The sequence below is a fragment of the Pseudomonas sp. NPDC087803 genome (genome assembly GCF_044742995.1).
Taxonomy (GTDB): domain Bacteria; phylum Pseudomonadota; class Gammaproteobacteria; order Pseudomonadales; family Pseudomonadaceae; genus Aquipseudomonas.
The window spans coordinates 37,532-61,838 of record NZ_JBIUVO010000009.1; the positions used below are offsets into that span (position 1 = coordinate 37,532).

Consider the following 24,307-nt stretch of genomic DNA (forward strand, 5'->3'; position numbering starts at 1 on the left):
GGGTAGTGCGTGGACGCGTTGTTGCAGGAGTTGCCGGTGCATCAGAGTCTGGCGCGGGTATTCGCCGCCGTCGGCCAGGACGCTTTCTGGCGGGCGCTGGTCGACACACTACGGCTGCTGGTGCCGCTGGATAACGCGCTGGTGGCACTGATGAAAGCGGGGCAGGCACCGCGATTGCTGATCGACTTCGACAGCAAGGGCCGCGCCGACGAGCAGGAAGAACTGGCCAGTTACAGCGCCGGGATGTACCTGCTCGATCCGTTCTACCAAACCGCCTCGACCGGGATCGCCGATGGCCTGCACAGCCTGGCCTCGGTGGCGCCGGACCAGTTTCTGCACAGCGAGTATTACCAGAGCTACTTTCGCTCGGTGGTCGGTGAAGACGAGTTGCAGTTCATGATCAACGTCGAGGGCGGGGTGCTTGGCCTGTCACTCGGGCGCTCGACGGCTTTCGATCTGACGGAGCAGGGCCGTCTGCTGTGTGTGCGCGACTGGGTGCTGGCGGCGATGCGCCGGCACGTGCAGCTGTTGCCGCCGCAAGGGACCGGCAGCGAGCCGGTGGCGGGGGATCTGGCGACGTTGCTTGATCGTTTCGATGCGCGCCTGACCACCCGTGAAGTCGACACCGCGCGGTTGATTCTGCAGGGCTTCTCGAGCAAGGCCATCGCCCAGCAGATGGGCATATCGCCGGAAACGGTGAAGGTGCATCGGCGCAATCTCTATCACAAGCTCAATGTGACCGGGCATGGCGAGTTGTTTGCGCTGGTGCTCCGTCCACACACCCCATGATCCACCAAACCCTGTGGGAGCTGGCTTGCCAGCGATGAGGGCGGCACAGCTGACATCCTCGTGACCTGAAACACCGCCATCGCTGGCAAGCCAGCTCCCACAGGGATCAGCGGTGTTATCGGGGTGTCAGGTCAATCTGTGCGTTTGAAGACGAGCGCTTTCAGGCCACTTTCAGGATCAATATCCGGAAACTCCGGCGGATTCTCCAGCCGCTGTTCAAAGCGCAGACTCGGCGCCTCTTGGGTCACTCCATCAATCAGAAAGTCCGAACCAAACGACGGATCATTCATGCACGCCAGCACCGTGCCGTCCGCCGTGAGCAATTCCGGCAAACGACGCAGCACGCGCTGGTAATCCTTGGTCAGCAGAAAACTGCCTTTCTGGAACGATGGCGGGTCGATGATCACCAGATCGTACGGGCCGCTGTTGATCACCTTGCCCCAGGACTTGAACAGGTCGTGGCCGAGAAAGCTCACTTTGCTCAGGTCATGCCCGTTCAACCGGTGATTGTCACGGCCTCGGCTCAGCGCGGCGCGGGACATGTCAAGGTTGACCACATGGCTGGCGCCGCCTTCGATGGCCGCCACGGAAAAGCCGCAGGTATAGGCGAACAGGTTCAGCACGCGTTTGCCCGCCGCCTGCTCTCGCACCCAGTTGCGCCCGTAGCGCATGTCGAGAAACAACCCGGCGTTCTGCTTGCGCCCCAGGTCGACGCGGTACTGCAAACCGCCCTCGACGATGCGCATCTCGTCGATTTCCTCCCCCAGCAACCATTCGGCGGTGCTCTGCGGCAAATACCGATGTTGCACCAGCAAGGTGTGGGCGCCGGACTGTTGCCACTCGGTCGAGGTGCTGAGGTCGAGCAGCAAGTGCTTGAGCGCGTCGAGCTGTTCCGGCACTGGCTCCTTGAACAGCGAGACCAGCACCACGCCTTGCAACCAGTCCACCGTCAGTTGCTCCAGCCCCGGCCAGCAACGTCCGCGGCCATGGAACAGGCGACGGGTTTCGCTCGGTGCGGCCGCCAGTGCAGGCAACAAATGGGCGCGGAGGGTGGCGAGGGCTTCAGGGTTCATCAGTCACGGTCGGCAAGCAAAAGGGCCGGCATTTTAACCACAAAAACCGCCTGGCGAACGCCCGTCAACGAAGGCTGATCGCGCCTGTTAAGAAAAGACCTGTATCAAAAATGAATTTATGCAGGGCGTGCTGCTCATACCTGATAAGCAGCGGAAACAAGCCGCTAAATCGTTAATGCAATTCAGGGAGTGCCAGTTCATGAGTCCAACACCGACGGCGAGCGCGCACCTTCCTGACGGGTTGATTCTGGTGGTTGAGGACGACCCGTTGATTCTGGAGTTTCTCTGCGAAATTCTTCAGGAGGAAGGTTTCAAGGTCGAGCCGCAAACCAGCGCGGATGCAGCCAAGCTGTATCTGGAAAAGCACGCGCCCGAAGTGGCGCTGCTGCTCACCGATATCACCATGCCCGGTGAAATCAACGGGGCGGGGCTGGCCAATCTGGTCGGCGAGCGCTGGCCGGACAAACCGGTGATGGTCATGTCCGGTTATGAAACCCCCGAGACTTCCGGGGTCAAGCATCCGGTCGCGTTCATCAAAAAACCCTGGGCCATCGGCCAATTGCTCGATTGCGTCGACAGCGCGTTCAAGTCCAAGGCGCCGCGTGTGCATTGAAACGTCGGGTCGAATCGGCGGGCAAAAATGCTACATTGCCCGGCCAATTCGCCCAGTCTGTCAAAGGATGCGACCTTTTGCCTGCTCACGATAACGTCTTCGACCGCGCGTTCGGCGCGTTCCTGTTCGACATGGACGGCACCGTCCTCAATTCCATCGCCGCGGCCGAGCGCGTCTGGGCGGCGTGGGCTGAGCGCCACGGGGTTGATGTCGAGACTTTCCTGCCGACCATTCACGGTGCGCGCGCCATCGACACCATCCGCCGGCTGAACCTGCCAGGTGTGGATGCCGAGGCGCAAGCAGCGTTCATCGCGCAGGCGGAAATCGACGATGTCGAAGGTATTGTGCCGATTCCCGGAGCAGTGGCGTTTCTCGAGGCCTTGCCAAGGGAGCGCTGGGCAATGGTGACCTCGGCGCCACGGGATCTGGCATTGCGACGGATGGCGGCGGCGGGGATTCCCGAGCCTGCGCTGATGATTACGGCGGAGGATGTGACGGCTGGCAAACCCGACCCGGCGGGTTATCGTCTGGCGGCGCAGCGTCTGGGACTTCAGCCCGCTGATTGCCTGATTTTCGAAGACGCCACGGTTGGCATTCAGGCCGCTGAAGCGGCCGGGGCGGCGCTGATGATCATCACCACGACACACCAGCATCCTCTAGAAACCCACCACGCGACCCTCGACAGTTATGAGTCGCTGAGCGTCGCTGTCGACAGCCAAGGTCAACTGCACCTGCAAAAAACCTGACCCAACACAGCCCCCTGTAGGAGCTGCCGCAGGCTGCGATCTTTTGATCTTGCTTTTGAAAATCCAGGTCAAAAGATCGCAGCCTGCGGCAGCTCCTACAGGGGTCAGTAGATGCCCGGTAACAACCGCCAGCTCCGCGCGCAGTAAGCCTCGTACTCGGCGCCGAATTGCCCGCGCAGCAGCGCCTCTTCCGAGTGAATACGCGCGATCAGCGGAATCAATGTCAGCACCGCCAGAATCAAGCCGACACTGGAGCGAAACGCCAGCGCCCAGCCCACGGCGTTGACCACCAACCCCAGATAGCTCGGATTGCGCAGGCGCGAGTAAATACCGTCGGTGACCAACCGATGCCCCGGTTGAATCGCCACCAAGCCGCTGAACCGCCGGCCCAGGACAAACACCGGCCACAGCCGCAGCGCGCCACCGATGATAAACAGCAGCGCGCCGAGCCAGCGCAGGCCTTCCGCGCCGAAGGTCCAGAAGTCGATGCGGTCGCAGTACGCCGGGAGAAATCCGCTGACCAGCCCAATCACCCCGAACGCCGGAAGCACCCAGCGATTGGCCCGGTCCTCGCGCTCGCCCGAGCTCATGTTCACGTCGGTGAACAAAGACGCCACCACCATCAGCAGCGTGGCCAGCGCCACCAGCACCAGCGCCCCATGCGAGAAGAACACCGCCGGCCCACCGATGCCCCACACCGCCAGCCCCAGATAGGCAAGCGTGGCCAGCACCGCGACCACGGTCATTTGCGCAGACATTTTCATCGTTCTCTCTTGCAGAGGGCTGACTCTTTCAGTGTAGGACGCCGGGGAGCCTGTGAAGGCTTCGAGTCAATCAACTTGGGTGCTGACTGTGCCACCCCCTTCGTGAGCAAGCCCACTCCCACCCTTGAACACGCCCAGCTCCAGGATCTCCAAACACCGACTCGCCCCTGTGGGAGCGGGCTTGCTCGCGAAGGCGTCGGGTCTATCGCTGCCGGCCATGACGTTGCCAAGAACCTTCGGCAACGCCGGTCTTTGGTCGGCAACGCCTTCATCCGGCCAACATCGCGTCTACGCTGATCCATTCCTTCTATTTGTCCGTGTATTGCCAATCGAAGAGGTGAACCCATGAAAATCGACTTGAGTGGAAAACTGGCCATCGTCAGCGGCAGCACGGGTGGCATTGGGCTGGGCATCAGCCAGTCACTGGCCGAGGCCGGCGCTACGGTGGTGGTCATCGGGCGTGAAACGGCCAAGGTCGAGCAAGCACTGGCAAGCATTCGCCAGCACGTGCCGGGTGCGCACCTGCGCGGTCTGACGGCCGACCTGGGCACCGCCGAAGGTGCGGAAAAACTGTTCGCCGCCGAACCACGTGCCGACATTCTGGTGAACAATCTCGGCATCTTCGACGCCGTGGATTTCTTCGACACCCCGGACAGCGAGTGGACGCGCTTCTACGAGGTCAACGTGATTTCCGGCGTGCGTCTGTCGCGGCACTACGTGCCGGCGATGGTCGAGCAGGGCTGGGGGCGGGTGATCTTCCTGTCTTCGGAGTCTGGCGTGGCGACCCCGGCCGACATGCTCAACTATGGCGTGACCAAAAGCGCCAATCTTGCGGTGTCCCATGGCCTGGCCAAACGTCTGGCTGGCACTGGCGTGACGGTCAATGCAGTCCTTCCGGGACCGACCTTTACCGGTGGCGTGGAACACATGCTCAAGGATGCCGCGGCCGAGTCCGGGCGCAACCTGCGCGAAGAAGCCGACGCGTTCGTCCGCAGGGCGCGGCCGACGTCGATCATCCAGCGGGTGGCCGATGTTGCCGAGGTGGCGCATCTGGTCACGTACATCGCTTCGCCGTTTTCCTCCGCCACCACTGGCGCGGCCTTGCGCGTGGATGGCGGTGTAGTCGACAGTATGGCGATCTGAACCGCAAAGACTCTGGAGAAGCGTTTATTTATGGCAACTGCATCAGCAACAATCGACATCCCGGCGTCGGCCGATCAGGTCTGGCAATTGATCGGCGGCTTCAACACGCTGCCGGACTGGCTGCCGTTGATTACCAAGAGTGAATTGAGCGAAGGCGGACGCGTGCGCACCCTGCAAACCGCCGATGGCGGCGTGGTGATCGAGCGCCTGCAAGCGTTCGACAACACAGCGAAGACCTACAGCTATTCGATCGAACAGGCGCCGTTCCCGGCCACTGACTACCTGGCGACGATCAAGGTCGAAGCCCAGGGGCAGAGCGCCCGGGTGACATGGTCGGGCCGCTTCAACGCCAAGGGCGTGAGCGAGGAAGAAGTGGTGGCGCTGTTCAACGGCATTTATCAGGGGGGGCTTGAGGCGTTGCGGGCCAATTACCCGGCGTGATCTGACAGAGATCTGAATGTGGGAGCGGGCTTGCTCGCGAATGCGCAGTGTCAGCCAAAAAAGATGTCGACTGACCCGACGCCTTCGCGAGCAAGCCCGCTCCCACAGGGGATCACATTGTTTTCAGGACCGCGGATTGTAGGAGTGAGCCTGCTCGCGATAGCGGTGAATCAGCCAACATATTTGTTGTTTGACTCACCGCTATCGCGAGCAGGCTCACTCCTACATTGCATCGCGGTGATTCTCAGGATTGCGAAATCAGACTCTGCCGACAATCCAGCACCAGCTTCGCGCCGCCCAGCTCACTGCTGCCCACTTCAAGATTGAAGCCATGCAGGCTGACAATCGCCGCGACAATCGACAATCCCAGGCCAAAGCCGCTCTGCGGCTGCCCGCCCTCGGCACGATAGAAACGCTGGAATACCGCCTCACGCTCGGCTTCGGGAATCCCCGGCCCGGAATCGTGAACCTCGATTCGCGTGTGCCCACTGTCATTCACACCACGCAAAATCACCGTACCGCCCGCCGGGGTGAACTTGATCGAATTGCTCAGCAGATTCGCCAGCGCCTCGAACAACAATGCCCGGTCACCATTCAACGGTGGCAGGGTTTCCGGCATGTTCAGCACGAACAGCAGTTCGCCTTCCTCGGCCAGTGGCAGGTAGAACTCATGCAGTTCCTCAAGCAGTTGCACCGGATCCAGCTCGACAAACCCTGAGCGCCGCTGGCGATCTTCCAGCTCCGAGATCCGCAGCAATCCGCGAAACCGCGCCATCAGCGTATCGGCCTCGGCCAGCACCAGATCCAGTTGCGCCGCCTCCTGTGAACCCTCACCCGCCTGCTGTTGCATGCGATACAACTGCGCACGCAAACGTGTCAGCGGCGTGCGCAAGTCGTGGGCGATGTTGTCGCATACGCCTTTGACTTCGTGCATCAGCCGCTCGATGCGATCGAGCATGGCGTTGACGATGGCGGCGAGCATGTCCAGTTCGTCGCGGCGGTTGGAAAGCGGCAAACGGTGCGTCAGGTCGCCGGCCACAATCGCCTGAGCGCTGTCCTGAATCGCCCGGATCCGCCGCATCGGGCGTCGGCGCAGCAGATGCCAGCCGGCAATCCCCGGCAGGATCGTCAGCGACACCCCCCAGAACAACGCATGCAGAATGATCCGTGTCACCGCGAACAGCGAACCGTTGTCGCGCAACAACACCAGCCAGCGGCCGTCGCGGGTCTGGGTCGCCACGGCGTCGCAGCTGTCGGCGGGCAGGGTCGGGTCGTCGGAATCGGCGCAGTCGTCCAGGGTGTGGATCTTGCCGTCCAGCGGCAGGCCTTCGGGCAACTGTTGCAAAGCACCGCCGAGATAAACGCCCTGGGCGTCGAACAGGCCATAGGCGTCGATGCCACGGATGTCGAAGGTCATGCTGGCGGCGAGCGCTTCTTCCAGTTGCTCACCGCGAAAGTGCGAAAACAGATGCTGACGTTGCATCAGCGAATGCTTGGCGAGGTTGTCGAGGTAGCCGGAAACCTCGAAATACATGACCCCCATGAGGATCGCGCTCCAGGCCACGAACAACGAACTGTACAGCGCCAGCAACCGGCTGCTGGAGGAACGCCAGCCGTCAGACGGGTTCGGCAATGACATAACCCGAGCCCCGTACCGTGCGAATCAGCGGAACATTGCCCGCCGCGTCGATCTTCTTGCGCAGACGACCGATGTGTACGTCGATCAGGTTGGTGCCCGGGTCGAAGTGATAACCCCAGACTTCTTCGAAAATCATCATCCGCGAGAGGATCTGGCCGCTGTTGCGCATGAGAAATTCCAGCAGCTTGTATTCGGTCGGCAGTAGCGTCAGCACCTGCGCGGCACGGCGCGCTTCGTGGCTGATCAGATCCAGTTCAAGGTCGGCGACCTGCAGCGTGGTGGCCTGAGTGGCGACGCTGTTCTGCCGGCGCAACAACACTTCCACGCGTGCGGCCATCTCGTCGGTGGCGAACGGTTTGGTCAGGTAATCATCGCCGCCGGCACGCAAGCCGCGCACGCGCTCATCGACATCGGACAGCGCGCTGATCATCAGAATCGGCGTGGCCACGCCCATGGTGCGCAGGGTGGTGACGATGGCCAGGCCATCGAGCTCCGGCAGCATGCGGTCGAGGGTGATCAGGTCGTAGTTGCCGCTGACGGCACGGTCCAGGCCTTCGCGGCCATTGTCGACCCAATCCACTTCCAGGCCGTGGCTGCTGAGTTCGGCAACGATTTCACGGGCAGTCACGGCGTCGTCTTCGATGGTCAAAATACGAGTCATAGAGCAGGCCTTGATCGGTTCAAACGGAATGGCAGCATTTTGCCAAGTATTTTCCGTGGCGCTTTAAATTAACTTTCATGTTTTAGCCGCCATTTGCCAAGGCTGCGCAATTATTTTCGGCAACATTGATATCATCTGGCCATAGCTTTCTGTCAGGAGTGGTTCAGTGCGTACATTTATTCGCCGTGGCTGGATGCCAATCACCGGAGTGCTCCTGGTGCTGCTGAGCACAGCAGCCCTGGCCGCCAATACACCGTGCTCCGGGAGGAAGGGCGGGATCGATCGCTGCGACGGCGATCTGTTCCTGTGCAATGACGGCTCTATCAGTGGTTCGAAGAAAAGCTGTGCCGCCATGTTCGGAATCAAGGGCCAGGCACGTCCTCAGCGATTTTTGCAGAGTGACGATGGCTGCACCTGCGGTACTGGATCGTTCTGCACCGGGCCGCGTGGCGGAGTGTATTGCCTGACACCGAGTGGAAACAAAAGCTACAAGCGCAAATGACAGCGCTTTGTGCCAATGCATAAAACCCGCTGCTTTTGGCCGGTTATTGCAAATTGCATGGTCTTAGGAAGTTCATTCTTTTTAAATTATTGAAATATAAGGATTTATTTAAAGTTGGCAAATGGCACGGTCGCTGCAATTCATCTGATGACGAGTTGTAACACCATTTTTCATGCCTGGAGCACTACAACAATGAATAGATCCCCTGATGGGTTTTATCCTGCCTTCGAAGGAGAGTCGAGCAACGTGTCAGGCGTGTCCTGGGGCGCGATTTTCGCGGGCGCGGCGGCGGCTGCAGCACTGTCAATGATTTTGGTGCTGCTTGGCTTCGGTTTGGGATTCTCTGCCGTTTCACCTTGGGCCGGGGAGGGCATCAGCGCCAAGGGCTTGGGGATTTCCACGATTGTCTGGCTGGCGGCGACGCAAATCATCGCCTCGGGCCTCGGTGGTTATATCGCCGGTCGTCTGCGGGTGAAGTGGGCCAACATGCACGGTGATGAAGTGTATTTCCGTGATACCGCCCATGGTTTCCTCGCCTGGTGCGTGGCTACGTTGGTGACGGCCGTTCTGGTCGTTGGCTCGGTCAGCAGCGTGATCAGCGGTGGTGTGCAGGCCGGTGCCAGTGTGGCCGGTGGCGCAGCGGCTGCCGCGACTCAAGCTGCCGGTACTGCCGCAGCAAACACCAGCAGCGACCAGTACGGTTACTTTGTCGACAGTCTGTTCCGTGACGACCGCCCAGCGTCCGTCAGCGATGATGCTGCTCACGGTGCGGTGACCCGGATCTTCGCCCAGAGCCTGGCCAACGGCCAACTCAGCCCAGAAGACCGCACCTACCTCGCACAACTGGTCGCACAGCGGACCAACCTGAGTCAGGCCGACGCCGAAAAACGTGTCGATGAAGTGTATGCCCGCACTCAGAAAGCCATCGCCGATGCCAAAGTCAAAGCTCAACAGGCTGCCGACACCGCTGCCAAAGTTGCTGCCTGGACTTCGCTGTGGATGTTCATTGCACTGTTGGCCGGTGCGTTCTTCGCCAGTCTGGCAGCTACCTTCGGCGGTCGTCGCCGGGATGCGGTCGAGTACGTCGAAGTCGACACCTACGCCACCACATCCACACTGCCTCCAGTTCGTTAAACAAGGAGAATCACCATGCGCTCTCTACTACTGTTTTTCCTCGGTGTGCCAATCCCGATCATTATTCTGATCGCCCTGTTCGTACACTGATCCAGATGCTCTATTGAGGCCCATGCCTCGGCCGCTTCCACTTCACGGTGGAAGCGGCTTTTTCATGCCCGCCACATGCTCCCTGTAGGAGCTGCCGAAGGCTGCGATCTTTTTAGAAGCAAAATCAAAAGATCGCAGCCTTCGGCAGCTCCTACAGGGACGCAGGTGGATTTGTCGATCTGGATCAATATTCACCCTCGCGATTTCCCCTAACTTAAAAGATCCAGGCCCTTGCCGCGGTATCGACTACAGTGCTCCGGTGCGCAAATTGCTGCGCTCATGGAGTAGCCCGGCGGACCCCCACCAAAAAACACAACGGGTCGCCCGGCAGAGTGCAGCAAGGAGCTGACGTAACACTTACCCCTGAAACTTTTCACGGATGAACATCGCAATGCACTGCCTAGAACGCACCTTCGATATCCAGCCCCTGACCCAGGCGGATATGACCGTCCACATCAACGGCCAAGCGGTGACTGCCGCCATCGGCGAAACCGTCCTCAGCGTCATCCAGTCCCTCGGCGTGCGCCAGGTTGCGCGCAACGATCACAACCAGATCAGCGGCGCCTACTGCGGCATGGGCGTGTGCCAGTGCTGTCTGGTGAAAATCAACGGCCGGCACAAGCGCCGTGCCTGTCAGACCGTGGTACGCGAGGGCATGCAGATTGAAACCCAGGTCAACCGCATCCACGAGCAGGAGGTCGTATGAGCCTGCAACCGGTGATCGTCGGCGGTGGTCCGGCGGGGATGGCGGCGGCCATCGAACTGGCGCGCCATGGTGTGCGCTGCACCTTGCTCGAAGAAGCCTCGCGTCTCGGCGGCGTGGTCTATCGCGGGCCGCTGCGCGACGGCGTGCAACTGGACTACCTCGGGCCACGCTATGCCGAAGCCCTGAGCACGTTGCACGGTGATTTTCAGGAGCAATCCGGGCTGATCGACGTGCGCCTCAATCACCGCGTGGTCGGCGCCGAAGGCACCCGCGCGCTGGTGGTGCTCGACGGCGATGAGCAACTGCACGAGATCGAATACCCGCAATTGCTGCTGGCGGCGGGTTGCCACGAGCGCAGCGTGCCGTTCCCCGGCTGGACCCTGCCGGGGGTGATCATGCTCGGCGGCCTGCAGCTGCAAATCAAAAGTGGCGTGGTCAAGCCGCAAGGGCCGGTGATCATCGCCGGCACCGGGCCGCTGCTGCCGCTGGTGGCGACGCAGCTGCATGCGTCGGGGGTCAAGGTCGCGGGGGTGTATGAAGCCTGCGCGTTCGGCAAGATCGCCCGCGAAAGCCTGGCGCTGTTGAACAAACCACAGCTGTTCCTCGACGGCCTGAGCATGCTTGCGTACCTGAAACTGCACGGCATCCCGATGAACTACGGCTGGGGCGTGGTCGAAGCTCACGGCGAAGGCGAACTGAAGAGCGTCACTGTTGCGCCGTATTCGGCCAGTTGGGAACCTGATCTGACTCAGATCGAACGCTTCGAAGCCAAGACCCTGGCGGTCGGTTACGGCTTCATCCCGCGCACGCAACTCAGTCAGCAGATGGGCCTCGATCACGGCTTCAGCGACGACGGCTACCTGCGCGCCAACTCCAACGTCTGGCAGCAAAGCAAAGAGCCGCACGTGCACCTGGCCGGTGACATGGGCGGGATTCGCGGCGGTGAAGCGGCGATGCTCGCCGGCAAGATCGCCGCCACCTCGATCCTCCTGCAACGCGGCGTAATCGAAGAAGAACTGGCGCGGGTGCGCCGCGATCGTTATTTGGGCAAGCTCAAATCCATCGTGCGTTTTCGCGCCGCCGTCGACCGCTACACCGAACGCGGTGTCGGCCAGACCGCGTTGCCGGCCGCCGATACGGTGATCTGCCGCTGCGAACATGCGACCCGCGCCGACATCGACCGGGCGCTGGAGCAAGGCGTGCAGGACATCGCCAGTCTGAAGATGCGCACCCGCGTCAGCATGGGCGATTGTCAGGGGCGGATGTGCGTCGGCTACTGCAGCGACCGTCTGCGCCAGGCCACCGGGCGCAAGGACGTTGGCTGGCTGCGTCCGCGTTTCCCGATTGATCCGATTCCTTTTTCCGCGTTCCAGTCCGTCGGCACGGAGGCCGCTTCCCATGAGTAAGTTCTATGACGTGGTCATTGCCGGCGGCGGCGTGATCGGGGCGTCCTGCGCCTATCAATTGTCCAAGCGCCAAGGGCTCAAGGTCGCGCTGATCGACGCCAAGCGCCCAGGCAACGCCACCCGCGCTTCGGCCGGCGGCTTGTGGGCCATCGGCGAGTCGGTGGGGCTGGGCTGCGGAGTGATTTTCTTCCGCATGATGTCGGCCAACCGCAAGCGCGAAACCCAGGGTGCGGCGGTGGCGGTGGACGCCAGCACGCCGCACATCCTGCCGGAGTCGTTCTTCGATTTCGCCTTGCAGTCCAACGCGCTGTATCCGGCGTTGCACCGCGAGCTGAAGGACAGGCACGGGATGGATTTCAAGTTCGAAAAGACCGGGTTGAAATTCGTCATCTATGACGACGAAGACCGGCTCTACGCCGAGCACATTGTCAGCTGCATTCCGCATCTGGCCGATCAGGTGCGCTGGCTTGATCAGGCCGCACTGCGTGAAGCCGAGCCGAGCGTCAGCCACGAGGCCCGGGGTGCGCTGGAGTTTCTTTGCGATCACCAGGTCAGCCCGTTCCGCCTCGCCGATGCCTACATGGAAGGTGCGCGGCAGAATGGCGTCGACATCTACGTCAACACCAACGTCACCGGTGTGTTGCATCACGGCAGCCGCGTGACGGGCGTACAGACGGCCGAGGAGGGCGTGTTCCACTGCAAGACTCTTATCAACGCTGCTGGTGCCTGGGCGGCGGATTTGAGCGAATGGGCCACCGGTGTGCGGATTCCGGTGAAACCGGTCAAGGGCCAGATCCTGCTGACCGAGCGCATGCCGAAGATCCTCAACGGTTGCCTGACCACCAGCGACTGCTACGTGGCGCAGAAGGACAACGGCGAAATCCTGATCGGCAGTACCACCGAAGAAAAAGGTTTCGACGTCACCACCACCTACCCGGAAATCGCCGGACTGGTGCAGGGCGCGGTGCGTTGCCTGCCGGAGCTCAAGGACGTCAATCTCAAGCGCACCTGGGCCGGATTGCGCCCGGGCTCGCCGGATGAACTGCCGATTCTCGGGCCGATGCGCGGGGTGGAGGGTTATCTGAATGCCTGCGGACACTTCCGCACCGGCATTCTGACTTCGGCGATTACCGGCGTGCTGCTGGACAAACTGGTCAACCAGGAAGCGCTGCCGCTGGATATCACACCGTTCCTCGCGGACCGGTTTGAGACTGCACCGGTCAAACAAGAGCGCGAATTAGAGCCGGCCTGACCCAATCCCCTGTAGGAGCTGCCGCAGGCTGCGATCTTTTGACCTTGCTTTTTAAGATCAAGATCAAAAGATCGCAGCCTGCGGCAGCTCCTACAGGGTTTTCGGTCGTTCACAAAACCTGTGGGAGCGGGCTTGCCCGCGAAGGCGTCAGTCCTGTCGGCACGAAGTCTGGATCTGTGCAAGGAGATCAGGCCTTGCGCGCTTCCTCTTCCAGTTGATCCGACTCGAACAATCGCGCCAGTTCCGCCCGGGCTTCCTGGGCGGTTTGCAGGACTTTGGCCGCATCGTCGTAGATCGCGTGCTGGGCTTCCAGCACCTGTTCGTCGTGGTGCTTGAAGCGCTTGATCCGCGCATCGGCCTGGGCCTGGGTCAGACCCAGCCCGACCAGCGTGCGCCGGCTCATTTCCAGGCTTGAGTAATAGGTCTCGCGAATCGCTTCGGCGCCGACATCGACCAGGCGGTGTACGTGCTGACGGTTACGTGCGCGGGCGATGATCTTCATGTGCGGATACAGCTTGCGCACGATTTCGGCCGTCTTGATGTTGGTCTCCGGATCATCGGTGGCAATCACGAAATACTCCGCCTCGCCAACCTTCGCCGCATTGAGGATTTCCGGGCGCATCGGGTCGCCGTAGAACACCGGCACGCCACCAAAACTGCGCGACAGTTCGATGGTTTCCACCGAGGTGTCCAACGCCACGAACTTGATGTTCTGCGCACGCAGAATCCGCGCCACGATCTGGCCCATCCGGCCCATGCCGGCAATCACCACGCGCGGTGCTTCCGTGTCGATCTCACGGAATTTCTCCGGCACTTCCACCGGCTGCACTTTCGGGCTGACCAATCGCGCACAGATCAACAGCAGCAACGGCGTCAACGCCATCGACAGGGTGATGGTGAGTACCAGCAAGTCGTACAGGCGTGGTTCGAACAGGTCCTGATCGCGCCCGATCTTGAACACCACAAAGGCAAATTCACCACCGGCGGCGAGCACGATACCCAGGCGAATCGCACTGACCTTGGTCAGCCCACCCGCCAGACGCCCGACCACAAACAGCAGCGGCAACTTCAAACCGATCAGCAGCAGCGTCAGGCCCAGCACGGTGATCGGCGCACTCAGCAGCAGACTCAGGTTGGCGCCCATGCCGACGCTGATGAAAAACAGCCCGAGCAGCAGGCCCTTGAACGGCTCGATCTGCGCCTCCAGTTCATGGCGATATTCCGAATCCGCCAGCAGCAGGCCGGCGAGAAAAGCCCCAAGCGCCATCGACACGCCGACCAGATCCATCAGCCACGCCGTGCCGATCACCACCAGCAAAGCGGTGGCGGTGGACACCTCCGGCAGACCGGTTTTTGCCACCACGCGAAACACCGGACGCAACAGGTACCGCCCGCCGACCACCACCACGGCGATCCCGCCGAGCACCTGCAGACCGTGGTTCAGACTTTCCGCATTGCTGCTGGCGTGCGCGCTGCCAGCAAGCATCGGCACCAGCGCGATCAACGGGATCGCGGCGATGTCCTGAAACAGCAGAATCGCGAACGCCAGTCGCCCGTGCGGGCTGGTCAGTTCTTTGCGCTCGGCCAGACTTTGCAGGCCGAACGCGGTGGACGACAGCGCCAAACCAAGGCCGAGCACAATCGCACTGTTCAGCGACTGGCCGAACACGTACAACGCCAGCACGCCGATCACCGCCGCCGTCAGCAGCACCTGCGCCAGGCCCACGCCGAACACCGATTTGCGCATCACCCACAAGCGCCGTGGTGACAGCTCAAGGCCGATGATGAACAGCAGCAACACCACGCCCAGTTCGGAAATATGCGCGACGCTCTGCGGATTGCCGATCAGGCCGAGCACCGACGGGCCGATGATCACCCCGGCCAGCAGATAACCGAGCACCGCGCCCAATTGCAGACGTTTGGCCAGGGGCACGGTGAGCACCGCGGCGAAGAGAAACACGACAGCGGCTTGTAACAGGTTGCCTTCATGGGGCATGGGTTGACTCCTGACAGCGGTACGGCGGGGGGTGACAAGAATAAAGGCTGCGCCGCTCGTCAATCCACCACAAAACCTGTGGGAGCGGGCTTGCTCGCGAAAGCGCTGGTTCAGTCGATGTTGCTGGCGACTGGTACACCGCATTCGCGAGCAAGCCCGCTCCCACAAGGGCGATATAATCAAATCTTCAATAAATTGCATCAGTTGGTTACATTGATAGGCTTCGCGAATCAATCTTTCCGGGTTCCGCCATGGCCATCAACTTCGACCTCAACGACCTGCAAGCCTTTCGCGCCGTGGTCGAGCAAGGCAGTTTCCGCAAAGCTGCCGACACCGTGCGCCTGTCACAACCGGCCCTGAGCCGGCGCATCGAAAAGCTCGAAGACGCCCTCGGCGTGAAGCTGTTCGAGCGCACCACGCGCAAGGTCAGCCTGACCCAGGCCGGGCGCGGCTTCATGCCCAGCGTCGAGCGTTTGCTGGATGATCTGGATGTGGCGTTGCTCGGCATCAGTGAAGTCGCATCGACCCGATTGGGTCATGTCACGGTGGCCTGCGTGCCGTCGGCGGCTTACTACTTCATGCCGCGGGTGGTCGCCCGCTATCACCAGCAGTTTCCGCGAATCAAGGTCAAAGTCCTCGATTCCAGCGCTCACGATGTGCTCAGCGCAGTGGTCAATGGCGAGGCGGATTTCGGTTTGAGTTTCCTCGGCACGCAGGATGCCAAAGTCGACTTTGAGCCGCTTGTGCAGGAGTGCTATGTCGTTGCTTGCAGGCGCGATCACCCGTTGGCCGGACGCAGCAGCGTGACCTGGGACGAGTTCTATCAGCAGGATTACATCTCGCTGGACAAGACTTCCGGCAACCGTTTTCTGCTCGATCAGGCCTTGAGCAGTGTGGTGCCGCAGCGCCAGAGCATCTGCGAGACGCGGCATGTGACGACGATGATTGGTCTGGTGGAGGCGGGACTTGGCGTGGCAGCGGTGCCGCTGATGGCGATGCCCGGGCCGGATCATCCGATCCTGACGCGGGTGCCATTGACCGACCCGCAAGTGATGCGCAGTGTCGGCATCATCAAGCGCCGGGGTCGCACGTTGACCCCGGCGGCACTGGAACTGGAGCGGCTGGTGGTGGAAATGAAAGTCCAGCCGCCAACACTCAGCGCTTGACCGAATCCAGCCCGGTGGCTTGCACGTCCGCCTGGGCGGCAGGCGCGGCGAGGTAGTCGAGCAAGGCCTTGGCCTCTTTTGGATGCTGCGCGCCGACCGGGATGCCGGCGGCGAAGCGCGTCACCGACTGCACCGACTCCGGAATCTTGCCGACAAAATTCACCCCCGGCACCGGCAGCAATTCGCTGACCTGCTGGAAGCCCAGTTGATAATCGCCCGTGGCAACCACCGAGCCGACCGGGATTTTCGGGATCATCTTCGCTTTCGGTTTCAGTTGATCCTCGACGCCGAGTTTGTTGAACAACTGCTTCTCGATGTACACGCCGCTGGCGCTGTCGGAGTAGGCCACCGATTTTGCATCGAGCAGGGTTTTCTTCAGGCTTTCGACGCTGCTGATGTCCGGCTTCGGCGCGCCTTCACGCACCACCAGACCAATCCGCGAGTCCGCCAGTTCGACCCGCGAGGCCGGGTCGACCTTGCCTTGTTTGATCAGGTCATCGAGGGCATAACCGACCATGATCACCACGTCGGCGTGCTCACCGCGGGCGAGGCGGTTGGGGATCGCTTCCGGCGCCTTGCCCATCGACGGACCGAGCTGGGTATCGAGAGTGTTGCCGGTGGCGGCCGCGAATTTCGGGCCGAGGATTTTGTACGCGGCGGTGAAGCCGCCCGACGTCATCACGTTCAGCTGTTCAGCATGCGCCAGGGCGCTGAAAGCGAAGAGCGCGATGGCGCTGAGGTTGATCAATTTTTTCAAGGTGATTGCTCCTTATGCGGCAACCGGTTGCAAACGGCCGCCTGCGCGGCGATAGAGGTACAACGTGGCGCACAACGCACACAGTGCGCCGACGCTCATCCAGTAACCGGGCGCGGCTTTGTCGCCGGTGTACTGGATCAGGAAGGTCGACATCGCCGGAGTGAAACCGCCAAAAATCGCGGTCGCCAGGCTGTAAGCGAGAGAGAAACCGGCTACCCGCACTTCCACCGGCATGATCTCGGTCAGCGCCGGAATCATCGCGCCGTTGTACATGCCGTAGATGAACGACAGCCACAGCAGCGACAGCAACATGTGACTGAAGCTCGGCGCCTGCACCAGGTACGACAGCGCCGGATAGGTGGTGGCCAGCGCCAGCAGCGACATCGCGATCAGCACCGGGCGCCGGCCGATACGGTCGGACAACATGCCGCCAATCGGCAGCCAGAAGAAGTTCGACACGCCCACCAGCAAGGTCACCAGCAGCGCATCCGAAGTGCTCAGGTGCAGCACGGTCTTGCCGAAGGTCGGCGCGTACACGGTGATCAGGTAGAACGCGGTGGTGGTCAGCGCAACCATCAGCATGCCGCCGAGCACCACGCCCCAGTTCTGACCGAGGGTGCGGAACACTTCCTTCATGCTCGGACGATGTTTGCGTGCGGCGAACTCTTCGGTTTCCGCCAGGTTACGGCGCAACAGAAAGATGAACGGCACGATCAGGCAACCGACGAAAAACGGAATGCGCCAGCCCCAATCGGCAATCACGTCCGGCGCCATCCACGCGTTCAGCGCATAGCCCAGCGCGGCTGCAACGATGATCGCCACTTGCTGACTGGCCGACTGCCAGGCAGTGAAGAAACCTTTGCGGCCGGACGTGGCGATTTCGGACAGATACACCGAAACACCGCCCAATTCCGCACCGGCGGAGAAACCCTGCAACAGCCGTCCGACCAACACCAGCGCCGGTGCAAACAGACCAATGGTTTCGTATCCGGGCACCAGCACAATCAGGATCGTGCCGCTGGCCATGATCGACAGAGTGACGATCAAACCTTTGCGCCGACCGACATCGTCGATGTAGGCGCCAAGCACGATCGCCCCCAGCGGACGCATCAGAAAGCCGGCGCCGAATACGGCAAAGGTCATCATCAGGGAAGCGAACTCACTGCTCGCCGGGAAGAACACCGCCGCGATCTGCGTGGCGTAGAAGCCGAACAGAAAGAAGTCGAACTGTTCGAGGAAGTTGCCCGAGGTCACCCGGAAAATGGCGCCGGCCCGCGAGCCGCCGTGTGGGATTGAGGCTGTCATAGAAAAATCTCCACCGCTTTTATGACGTGCGCGACGTGGAAGCGGCGCACGGTTGTTATTGCGGCGGATGGTCGCGCAGGTGTTACAGGATGTTAATTGCATTGTTGGCATGGATTGATGTGCAAAGCGGATCAATCCTGAAAACACCGTCTAACCTGTGGGAGCCAGCCTGCTGGCGATAGCGGTTTTTCATTCAATGGAGATGTTGCATGTGCCGACGCCATCGCTGGCAAGCCAGCTCCCGCAGTTTCTCGGTGTGCCCACTGTTCCTGCACCACCAAGACACCTTGTGGGAGCTGGCTTGCCAGCGATGGCGGAGTATCTGTTCAATAAAATCCATCGCCACCCCAAGCAAAAAACAAGGAATGATTTCCTGACTCAGCAGTCGGAGTTCAGGTATTACATATCTCAAGGAGGTTCACCGATGAACAGCAAAACCCTAATCGCCAGCCTGGCCCTCGTTGCCGGCATTGCCGGGATCAGCCCACTTGTTCAAGCGGCGCAAACCTCAAGCGAACCCACCGTCCAGTCGCCGACCAGCGACCGCGAATTGAAGGTCAACGACCGCGCCCCGGACATCTATCAGCGCAGCGACAAAGCGCTGAAAAACTGGAAACAGAAAGGTTTGAAAGCCCCGATTGACCAGGCGCAGTGGGTGCAGATCAACGACAAGTACGTGATGGTCATGATCACCAACGGCACTATCGTTGAGATGCAGCCTGTCGAGCGTTAAGTCCCCCGACTCAAAGGCCCTGCGCATGCACTCGTGCAGGGCTTCCCGCCCCAAAATCGTCCTGTGTCTGGCCTCCTGCATCGCCAGATCCACAATCCGCGGAGTAATAGCGTTGCTCTGCGCCATCGGCTTGCCAATCACCGGCATTTCTGGGAAAACGGCCGCCAGTTAAGCAATTGAGTGAATGTCATGACGGATGAACTGCAGGTAATCGATCTCCAGGTGGGCGAGGGCAAGGCTGCCGTCAAAGGCGCGCTGATTACCACCCACTACACCGGCTGGCTGGAAGACGGCAGCGAGTTCGATTCTTCCCACAGCCGTGGCAAACCTTTCCAGTGCGTGATTGGCACGGGCCGGGTGATCAAGGGCTGGGATCAGGGACTGATGGGCATGCAAGTGGGCGGCAAGCGCAAACTGCTGGTGCCGGCGCATCTGGGCTATGGCGAGCGGACGATGGGCAAGATTCCACCGCATTCGAATCTGGTATTCGAGATTGAATTGTTGGAGGTTTTGACGCGGGAGGATTGAGGGGGCTAAACGCCGATCAATCAATGTCCATGCAATCTGTGGCGAGGGGATTTATCCCCGATGGACTGCGCAGCAGGCCTTCTCTTGAGGTATCGCTTCGCGATCCCCCTCGCCACGATCACTCAGGCTGCAATTGCCATCGCGTCCAGCGTCTCAGCCACTGTCCTTGCAAGTGACGGAAACCGGCGTTTCACCCGCTGCAGCGCTGGGAGTACAGCCTCCATTTCAAGCCCATCAAGTTTCCCTAGAGCGTTCACGGCCGAGGCCACAATTGTTTCCCGCTCGCTTTCAAACAACACCAGGCATGCGTTTTGCGCCCAGCGTCGATCCCGTTCGTTGAGGCCCATGGCGACTAATGCGGCGACGACGTGGGCATCTGTTTTATTGGTCATGTGGAATTCTCCTTTGCGCCGTTTTCCTTGTGGCGAGGGAGCTTGCTCCCGCTGGGTTGCGAAGCGACCCCAAGCCCCATCGTTGCGGATCGGATCCGGATTCTCGACTGCCGTGCAGTCGAGCGGGAGCAAGCTCCCTCGCCACAGGGACGCTTTTCAATTTCTGATCGGGGGCTCGAGGTTGTCGAGGGCACGGTTGACGGCGAGTTCGCCGAGCATCACCACTTGCTGAATGCCGAGCAGGGTGTTGCGGTAGGGCGTGTCGAGGAGACTGGCGAAGTCACTGAGCATGATGCTGGCCGAGGCCATGGATTCGCAGGCGTGGGCCAGCAGTTCTTCGTTGTCCATGTTCGGGGCGACGACAAACATGTGACTGGGTTTTCGCTCGGGCGGGGCTTGCAGTTTCAGATAGTGATCGAGGGCGCGTTCGGCGGCTTCGTGGAGTTTTCTGGAATTGGGGTCGGAGTAGGGGGACGTTGATTCCGGGTCCGGTATTGCGTCCGCTTCTGGCGGATTTGGCGTTACTTTGAACATTTGTTGGGCAACCTCAATGAGGCTGACACGCTTTTGCGACTAAACAATAGGTGGCAGCTGTACGCAGGTTAGTCGACCAGTACCCAAACATTACCGGCGCACCCGAAGGCGCCCTGCGCACAGCTGCCATTGAGTGCAGGCGTGAAAGTGCCTGACTGATAACAGCTTGCGTGTTTGAGATAAAACCGAGCGACTAAACCCGATCACTGACCATTCTGTGACGCGAACCAAGTTACCGATGCCCCCCAAACCGCACAAGCCGGCGGATTCTGGCGTAGTTGTAGGCAAAGGCGCAAGGTGATGTAGCCTGCTGGATGATGCCGAAATGATGCTGCATTTTTCAGCCTGACATCGCCAGCAGGCTGGCTCCCTCAGGGGATTTGTGATGGGCGATGAACCTGAGCACTCCACCGGACAATTGTGGGAGCGGGCTTGCTCGCGAAGAGGCCGGCACATCCGGCATCTTTGTTAGCAGACACACCGCCTTCGCGAGCAAGCCCGCTCCCACCGGGGGGATTTGTGTTGGACGCTGAACTCGAGCGCACCACCGGACAATCATGGGAGCAGGCTCGCTGCTATAAAGGGATTGAGGCCGCTTTCAGCATCCCGTTCATCCCTTGAATGCTCACCGAACTTGCGATTGCCCAAGCCATCGGCGACCATGCGCGCTATATAGGGGTAGGGGGTATAGGTATGTCGCACATTCACGAACACAAAGACGAATTGCTCAACCGCGTACGGCGCATTGCCGGGCAGGTGCAGGCAGTGGAAAAAGCGCTGGAGGGCGATGCCGATTGCGCCAAGACCTTGCATCTGGTGGCGGCGATTCGCGGGGCGGTCAACGGGTTGATGGAGCAGTTCATCGAGGCCCACACCCGTGAGCACGTGGCGCATCCCGACCTCACTGACGAACAGCGCGCCCAGGGCGCCGAAGATCTGTTGCAAGCCATCCGCCGTTATTCCAAATAGAGCACGCGCATCATGAGCCTGACCCCAAGCGCTGAGCGTTTCAGCCACGATCACCAGTTCCTCGGCGCATCCCACGACGAAAACGCCCGCCGCACCCTGTGGGTGGTGGTGCTGACGTTCGTGATGATGATCGGCGAGATTGCCGCCGGTTATCTCACTGGCTCCATGGCCCTGTTGGCCGACGGTTTCCACATGGCGACCCATGCCGGCGCGTTGGGCATCGCTGCGGCGGCCTACGGATTCGCCCGGCGCAATGCCAACAACCGCCGTTACAGTTTCGGCACCGGCAAGGTCGGCGATCTGGCCGGTTTCGCCTCAGCCATGGTGCTGGGCCTGGTGTCGCTGGGCATTGCCGGCGAGTCGGTTTTTCGGTTGTTCGAACCGACCAGCGTGGCATTCGGCGAAGCGACAGTGATTGCCATCATCGGGCTAGGCGTAAACATCCTCAGCGCCTTCCTGTTGATGGGCCATCACGGCCATGACCACGGCCATCAGCATGACCACGGCCACGATCATCATCACCATCACGACAACAACCTGCGCTCGGCCTACGTCCATGTGCTGGCCGATGCCCTGACCTCGGTGCTGGCGATTGCCGCGTTGCTGGCCGGGCGTTATCTGGGCTGGGTATGGCTGGACCCGGCGATGGGCATTGTCGGTTCGATCGTCATTGCAAAATGGGCCTACACCCTGATGCGCGACAGCGCCGCGGTGCTGCTCGACACCACCGACGAACCGGTGGCAGCGGAGATCCGCGAGTTGCTGGAAATCTCCGACGATGTGCGCATCAGCGATCTGCATGTCTGGCAGGTCGGCCCGCAGGCGCGGGCGGCGATTGTCAGTGTGGTCGCGGCGGCGGGCGTGACGGCGGAGGCGATTCGCGAACGGCTGGCGCCGGTGCATGAGCTGTCGCACCTGACCATCGAGCTGCGCAACGCTTAAGGCGGCACCGCGCTGAACAGTGGAATCCGCCCATTCAGGGATGGGCGGTAATGCCACGTCAGTTGTTGCAGATTCACACCCTGATCAAGAATTTCTCTGACAGTCGCAGCGGCAATGCTCAGCGCCAGTGTCTGCCCCGGACACTGATGCCGGCCGCTGCCAAAGCTGAAACTGCGCCGGTCAGGACGATCCAGCAAAAACCGCTCGGGCTCTGTATTTAACAAAGGATCGCGGTTGGCCGAGGCCAGCAGCACCAGAACCACCTCGCCAGGCTCGAGCCGCACGCCGTCGATCTCGCAAGTCTGCGCGACAAAGCGCCGAGTGTTCTGCACTGGAGGATCAAAGCGCTGAACCTCGGCCAACAGGGTGTCCACAGAGGCGTCACGCAACTCGGGCTGACGTTGCAGTGCTATCAGTGCATTGCCGATCAGTCCCGCACTGGCCTCGAACGTCTGCGAACAGAGACCGATCAGGTTGGCGATCAGTGTTTCTTCGTCTCCTGCAAATTGCTGCTCGATAGCCTTGAGCAACTCGCTATCGGCTTCGGCCAGCAACTCGATGAAATAGCCGTGCAATTGCACCGCCGCCGCATGCGCCGCCGCCAGTTGCAGGTCATTGCTCAGCGGCGACAGGCAGGCGACGAAATCCGCCGTCAGCTCACTGATCGCCCGGCCCTGCGCCGGGGTGAAGCCGAGCAGCGCCGCGACCACGCACACCGGGCCGCGAAACATCGCCTTATACAAGCCATCGGCGTCCGCTGTCATCAATCGTGCCGCCACCAGAGCGCGTACCTGATCTTCATCTATCAATTGCAGTGACGGCTCGATTGCCGCACGCGGGCAGCGCTGACGTTCGCACTCGTTCATCCGCATCAACTGCCCGAAGACCTTGCCGGCCATTCCTGAGGCAATCGCCTTGGGCACCGGCTCCTGCAACGGTCGCACCCGACAATCGGCATGTGCCAGCACTGCGCTTACTGCTCGGGCGCTGCTGGCGACCCACAGTTTCAATCCATGATCAAAGGTCAGTCCGCCCTCGGCGCGCAGTTTGGCGTAACAGGGATAAGGATCGGCATGCGTCGCAGCGATGATCGGGTCCATGGTTCACAGCCCTGTCGTCGGGAAAGTGATGCGAGTATCTTCAGTGCGCAGCGACGACGATTCGTCGGGGAGCGAAATATGCACGCAGAACATCAAGACATTGGCGTCTCGCAGGTGGCCGCCGCGATCGCCGAACCGGCACGCACGAAAATTCTCTGCTCGCTGATGGACGGCCACGCTCGCACCAGCACTGAATTGGCCGCCGTCGCCGAGGTCAGCGCATCCACTGCCAGCGCGCACCTGGCCAAGCTCAAAGATCTGGCGCTGGTGCGCCTGCACGTGCAGGGTCGCCATCGTTATTACAGCCTCGCCGATCAACGGGTGGCGCAGGCGCTGGAAGCGTTGATGGTGATCGGGCAGAACGCCGCGCCGAGCTTCAAGGCGCACACCCCGGATCGCCTGCAATTCGCCCGCACCTGCTACGACCACATGGCCGGCACGCTCGCGGTGTTGCTGCACGACCGTTTGCGTGAGGCGGGATGGCTGGTGGAAACCGACGAGCGGGCTTATTGCTTGAGCGCCGGCGGCGAGGCGGTGTTTGCGAGCTTGGGGATTGAGGTGCAGGACTTGAGCACCTTGCGCCGCAAGTTTGCTTGCCCGTGCCTGGACTGGAGCATGCGCCGGCCGCATCTGGGTGGCTCACTGGGGGCGGCGTTGTTGCAGACGGCGCTGAAGCGCAAGTGGGTGACGCAGGATCTGGACAGTCGGGCGTTGGCACTGACCGTCGCGGGGCGCAAGGAACTGGGTATGCGGTTTGGTCTTGAGTTGCCGTTAGACGGGAAGATCAAAAGATCGCAGCCTGCGGCAGCTCCTACAGTAAGTGCGTACCCCCGATAATTCTCAACCCTGCCCAATCCCTGTAGGAGCTGCCGAAGGCTGCGATCTTTTGATCTTGAGCTTCCGCCCGACGAGGTGCGCTCTAGCAC

26 protein-coding genes are annotated in these 24,307 nt (G+C 61.1%); 16 read left to right on the top strand and 10 right to left on the bottom strand.

The window, feature by feature from the left end:
• Positions 1–9: 9 nt before the first annotated feature.
• Complete coding sequence (locus ACIOUG_RS08495; protein WP_401064313.1) at positions 10–789, top strand: LuxR C-terminal-related transcriptional regulator; 780 nt, start codon at positions 10–12, stop codon at positions 787–789.
• A 131-nt stretch (positions 790–920) separates the two neighbouring features.
• On the opposite strand, the gene ACIOUG_RS08500 is transcribed toward ACIOUG_RS08495, so the two are convergent.
• Positions 921–1,862, bottom strand: coding sequence for a class I SAM-dependent methyltransferase (locus ACIOUG_RS08500; protein ID WP_401064315.1), 942 nt, complete (start codon positions 1,860–1,862; stop codon positions 921–923).
• A 199-nt stretch (positions 1,863–2,061) separates the two neighbouring features.
• Between ACIOUG_RS08500 and ACIOUG_RS08505 the strand changes: the two genes are divergently transcribed.
• On the top strand, positions 2,062–2,475 hold the full coding sequence (locus tag ACIOUG_RS08505) for a response regulator (protein WP_401064318.1): 414 nt from the start codon (positions 2,062–2,064) through the stop codon (positions 2,473–2,475).
• 77 nt (positions 2,476–2,552) lie between these two features.
• A complete protein-coding gene (locus ACIOUG_RS08510) occupies positions 2,553–3,221 on the top strand; it encodes an HAD-IA family hydrolase (protein WP_401064319.1) in 669 nt (222 codons plus the stop codon).
• A 104-nt stretch (positions 3,222–3,325) separates the two neighbouring features.
• On the opposite strand, the gene ACIOUG_RS08515 is transcribed toward ACIOUG_RS08510, so the two are convergent.
• On the bottom strand, positions 3,326–3,985 hold the full coding sequence (locus ACIOUG_RS08515) for a methyltransferase family protein (protein WP_401064322.1): 660 nt from the start codon (positions 3,983–3,985) through the stop codon (positions 3,326–3,328).
• A 345-nt stretch (positions 3,986–4,330) separates the two neighbouring features.
• Here ACIOUG_RS08515 and ACIOUG_RS08520 point away from each other — a divergent pair, with 345 nt between their 5' ends.
• Positions 4,331–5,128 (top strand): SDR family NAD(P)-dependent oxidoreductase, encoded by a 798-nt coding sequence (locus ACIOUG_RS08520; protein ID WP_401064324.1) that lies wholly within the window; start codon positions 4,331–4,333, stop codon positions 5,126–5,128.
• A 30-nt stretch (positions 5,129–5,158) separates the two neighbouring features.
• Complete coding sequence (locus ACIOUG_RS08525) at positions 5,159–5,569, top strand: SRPBCC family protein (protein WP_401064326.1); 411 nt, start codon at positions 5,159–5,161, stop codon at positions 5,567–5,569.
• Between the two features lie 244 nt (positions 5,570–5,813).
• Here the strand turns inward: ACIOUG_RS08525 and ACIOUG_RS08530 are convergent, their stop codons facing one another.
• Together ACIOUG_RS08530 and ACIOUG_RS08535 are read right to left on the bottom strand one after the other, a co-directional pair.
• On the bottom strand, positions 5,814–7,208 hold the full coding sequence (locus ACIOUG_RS08530) for a sensor histidine kinase (protein WP_401064329.1): 1,395 nt from the start codon (positions 7,206–7,208) through the stop codon (positions 5,814–5,816).
• Entirely contained in the window at positions 7,186–7,869 is a 684-nt protein-coding gene (locus tag ACIOUG_RS08535; protein WP_401064331.1) for a response regulator transcription factor, read from the bottom strand. Before ACIOUG_RS08535 ends, ACIOUG_RS08530 begins: the two co-directional genes overlap by 23 nt.
• A 166-nt stretch (positions 7,870–8,035) precedes the next feature.
• Between ACIOUG_RS08535 and ACIOUG_RS08540 the strand changes: the two genes are divergently transcribed.
• From ACIOUG_RS08540 to hcnC, 5 genes are all read left to right on the top strand, one after another.
• Entirely contained in the window at positions 8,036–8,371 is a 336-nt protein-coding gene (locus ACIOUG_RS08540; protein ID WP_401064333.1) for a hypothetical protein, read from the top strand.
• A 192-nt stretch (positions 8,372–8,563) separates the two neighbouring features.
• Positions 8,564–9,505, top strand: coding sequence for a hypothetical protein (locus ACIOUG_RS08545; protein ID WP_401064334.1), 942 nt, complete (start codon positions 8,564–8,566; stop codon positions 9,503–9,505).
• Between the two features lie 481 nt (positions 9,506–9,986).
• Positions 9,987–10,301 carry a cyanide-forming glycine dehydrogenase subunit HcnA gene (hcnA, locus tag ACIOUG_RS08550; RefSeq protein WP_401064337.1) on the top strand — a complete coding sequence of 105 codons (315 nt, stop codon included), beginning with the start codon at positions 9,987–9,989 and terminating at the stop codon, positions 10,299–10,301.
• Complete coding sequence (gene hcnB, locus ACIOUG_RS08555; RefSeq protein WP_401064339.1) at positions 10,298–11,707, top strand: cyanide-forming glycine dehydrogenase subunit HcnB; 1,410 nt, start codon at positions 10,298–10,300, stop codon at positions 11,705–11,707. Before hcnA ends, hcnB begins: the two co-directional genes overlap by 4 nt.
• A complete protein-coding gene (gene hcnC / locus ACIOUG_RS08560; protein ID WP_401064341.1) occupies positions 11,700–12,959 on the top strand; it encodes a cyanide-forming glycine dehydrogenase subunit HcnC in 1,260 nt (419 codons plus the stop codon). The genes hcnB and hcnC overlap by 8 nt, the downstream gene beginning before the upstream one ends.
• Positions 12,960–13,146: 187 nt before the next feature.
• Here hcnC and ACIOUG_RS08565 read toward each other — a convergent pair whose 3' ends face one another.
• Complete coding sequence (locus ACIOUG_RS08565; protein ID WP_401064344.1) at positions 13,147–14,955, bottom strand: monovalent cation:proton antiporter-2 (CPA2) family protein; 1,809 nt, start codon at positions 14,953–14,955, stop codon at positions 13,147–13,149.
• 251 nt (positions 14,956–15,206) lie between these two features.
• Between ACIOUG_RS08565 and ACIOUG_RS08570 the strand changes: the two genes are divergently transcribed.
• A complete protein-coding gene (locus tag ACIOUG_RS08570) occupies positions 15,207–16,121 on the top strand; it encodes a LysR family transcriptional regulator (protein WP_401064346.1) in 915 nt (304 codons plus the stop codon).
• On the opposite strand, the gene ACIOUG_RS08575 is transcribed toward ACIOUG_RS08570, so the two are convergent.
• Positions 16,111–16,878 carry a substrate-binding domain-containing protein gene (locus ACIOUG_RS08575; protein WP_401064347.1) on the bottom strand — a complete coding sequence of 256 codons (768 nt, stop codon included), beginning with the start codon at positions 16,876–16,878 and terminating at the stop codon, positions 16,111–16,113. The genes ACIOUG_RS08570 and ACIOUG_RS08575 overlap by 11 nt on opposite strands.
• A gap of 12 nt (positions 16,879–16,890) precedes the next feature.
• Complete coding sequence (locus tag ACIOUG_RS08580) at positions 16,891–18,183, bottom strand: MFS transporter (RefSeq protein ID WP_401064349.1); 1,293 nt, start codon at positions 18,181–18,183, stop codon at positions 16,891–16,893.
• A 424-nt stretch (positions 18,184–18,607) separates the two neighbouring features.
• Here ACIOUG_RS08580 and ACIOUG_RS08585 point away from each other — a divergent pair, with 424 nt between their 5' ends.
• Positions 18,608–18,916 carry an RcnB family protein gene (locus ACIOUG_RS08585; protein WP_007965617.1) on the top strand — a complete coding sequence of 103 codons (309 nt, stop codon included), beginning with the start codon at positions 18,608–18,610 and terminating at the stop codon, positions 18,914–18,916.
• Positions 18,917–19,105: 189 nt separating this feature from the next.
• Complete coding sequence (locus tag ACIOUG_RS08590; RefSeq protein WP_115990136.1) at positions 19,106–19,444, top strand: FKBP-type peptidyl-prolyl cis-trans isomerase; 339 nt, start codon at positions 19,106–19,108, stop codon at positions 19,442–19,444.
• Between the two features lie 122 nt (positions 19,445–19,566).
• On the opposite strand, the gene ACIOUG_RS08595 is transcribed toward ACIOUG_RS08590, so the two are convergent.
• Together ACIOUG_RS08595 and ACIOUG_RS08600 are read right to left on the bottom strand one after the other, a co-directional pair.
• Positions 19,567–19,836: a hypothetical protein gene (locus ACIOUG_RS08595; protein ID WP_401064352.1), complete on the bottom strand. Its 270-nt coding sequence runs from the start codon at positions 19,834–19,836 to the stop codon at positions 19,567–19,569.
• 156 nt (positions 19,837–19,992) lie between these two features.
• On the bottom strand, positions 19,993–20,370 hold the full coding sequence (locus tag ACIOUG_RS08600) for a DUF6124 family protein (RefSeq protein ID WP_401064355.1): 378 nt from the start codon (positions 20,368–20,370) through the stop codon (positions 19,993–19,995).
• Positions 20,371–21,063: 693 nt separating this feature from the next.
• On the opposite strand from ACIOUG_RS08600, the gene ACIOUG_RS08605 reads away from it, so the two are divergent.
• Both ACIOUG_RS08605 and dmeF read left to right on the top strand, forming a co-directional pair.
• Entirely contained in the window at positions 21,064–21,339 is a 276-nt protein-coding gene (locus tag ACIOUG_RS08605; protein WP_003223990.1) for a metal/formaldehyde-sensitive transcriptional repressor, read from the top strand.
• 12 nt (positions 21,340–21,351) lie between these two features.
• Positions 21,352–22,281, top strand: a complete 930-nt coding sequence (gene dmeF / locus ACIOUG_RS08610; protein ID WP_401064358.1) for a CDF family Co(II)/Ni(II) efflux transporter DmeF — start codon at positions 21,352–21,354, stop codon at positions 22,279–22,281.
• On the opposite strand, the gene ACIOUG_RS08615 is transcribed toward dmeF, so the two are convergent.
• Positions 22,278–23,381 carry a cytochrome P450 gene (locus ACIOUG_RS08615; RefSeq protein WP_401064361.1) on the bottom strand — a complete coding sequence of 368 codons (1,104 nt, stop codon included), beginning with the start codon at positions 23,379–23,381 and terminating at the stop codon, positions 22,278–22,280. The genes dmeF and ACIOUG_RS08615 overlap by 4 nt on opposite strands.
• A 78-nt stretch (positions 23,382–23,459) precedes the next feature.
• On the opposite strand from ACIOUG_RS08615, the gene ACIOUG_RS08620 reads away from it, so the two are divergent.
• Positions 23,460–24,218, top strand: coding sequence for an ArsR/SmtB family transcription factor (locus tag ACIOUG_RS08620; RefSeq protein WP_401064364.1), 759 nt, complete (start codon positions 23,460–23,462; stop codon positions 24,216–24,218).
• The last annotated feature ends 89 nt before the right edge of the window (positions 24,219–24,307 follow it).

Bases quoted from the DNA above. Each gene is read 5' to 3' on its own strand.
- ACIOUG_RS08500 (WP_401064315.1), bottom strand. From the start codon at position 1,862: ATGAACCCTGAAGCCCTCGCCACCCTCCGCGCCCATTTGTTGCCTGCA.
- ACIOUG_RS08505 (WP_401064318.1), top strand. From the start codon at position 2,062: ATGAGTCCAACACCGACGGCGAGCGCGCACCTTCCTGACGGGTTGATT.
- ACIOUG_RS08515 (WP_401064322.1), bottom strand. From the start codon at position 3,985: ATGAAAATGTCTGCGCAAATGACCGTGGTCGCGGTGCTGGCCACGCTT.
- ACIOUG_RS08520 (WP_401064324.1), top strand. From the start codon at position 4,331: ATGAAAATCGACTTGAGTGGAAAACTGGCCATCGTCAGCGGCAGCACG.
- ACIOUG_RS08525 (WP_401064326.1), top strand. From the start codon at position 5,159: ATGGCAACTGCATCAGCAACAATCGACATCCCGGCGTCGGCCGATCAG.
- ACIOUG_RS08530 (WP_401064329.1), bottom strand. From the start codon at position 7,208: ATGTCATTGCCGAACCCGTCTGACGGCTGGCGTTCCTCCAGCAGCCGG.
- ACIOUG_RS08535 (WP_401064331.1), bottom strand. From the start codon at position 7,869: ATGACTCGTATTTTGACCATCGAAGACGACGCCGTGACTGCCCGTGAA.
- ACIOUG_RS08545 (WP_401064334.1), top strand. From the start codon at position 8,564: ATGAATAGATCCCCTGATGGGTTTTATCCTGCCTTCGAAGGAGAGTCG.
- hcnA (WP_401064337.1), top strand. From the start codon at position 9,987: ATGCACTGCCTAGAACGCACCTTCGATATCCAGCCCCTGACCCAGGCG.
- hcnB (WP_401064339.1), top strand. From the start codon at position 10,298: ATGAGCCTGCAACCGGTGATCGTCGGCGGTGGTCCGGCGGGGATGGCG.
- hcnC (WP_401064341.1), top strand. From the start codon at position 11,700: ATGAGTAAGTTCTATGACGTGGTCATTGCCGGCGGCGGCGTGATCGGG.
- ACIOUG_RS08565 (WP_401064344.1), bottom strand. From the start codon at position 14,955: ATGCCCCATGAAGGCAACCTGTTACAAGCCGCTGTCGTGTTTCTCTTC.
- ACIOUG_RS08570 (WP_401064346.1), top strand. From the start codon at position 15,207: ATGGCCATCAACTTCGACCTCAACGACCTGCAAGCCTTTCGCGCCGTG.
- ACIOUG_RS08580 (WP_401064349.1), bottom strand. From the start codon at position 18,183: ATGACAGCCTCAATCCCACACGGCGGCTCGCGGGCCGGCGCCATTTTC.
- ACIOUG_RS08585 (WP_007965617.1), top strand. From the start codon at position 18,608: ATGAACAGCAAAACCCTAATCGCCAGCCTGGCCCTCGTTGCCGGCATT.
- ACIOUG_RS08590 (WP_115990136.1), top strand. From the start codon at position 19,106: ATGACGGATGAACTGCAGGTAATCGATCTCCAGGTGGGCGAGGGCAAG.
- ACIOUG_RS08595 (WP_401064352.1), bottom strand. From the start codon at position 19,836: ATGACCAATAAAACAGATGCCCACGTCGTCGCCGCATTAGTCGCCATG.
- ACIOUG_RS08600 (WP_401064355.1), bottom strand. From the start codon at position 20,370: ATGTTCAAAGTAACGCCAAATCCGCCAGAAGCGGACGCAATACCGGAC.
- ACIOUG_RS08605 (WP_003223990.1), top strand. From the start codon at position 21,064: ATGTCGCACATTCACGAACACAAAGACGAATTGCTCAACCGCGTACGG.
- dmeF (WP_401064358.1), top strand. From the start codon at position 21,352: ATGAGCCTGACCCCAAGCGCTGAGCGTTTCAGCCACGATCACCAGTTC.
- ACIOUG_RS08615 (WP_401064361.1), bottom strand. From the start codon at position 23,381: ATGGACCCGATCATCGCTGCGACGCATGCCGATCCTTATCCCTGTTAC.
- ACIOUG_RS08620 (WP_401064364.1), top strand. From the start codon at position 23,460: ATGCACGCAGAACATCAAGACATTGGCGTCTCGCAGGTGGCCGCCGCG.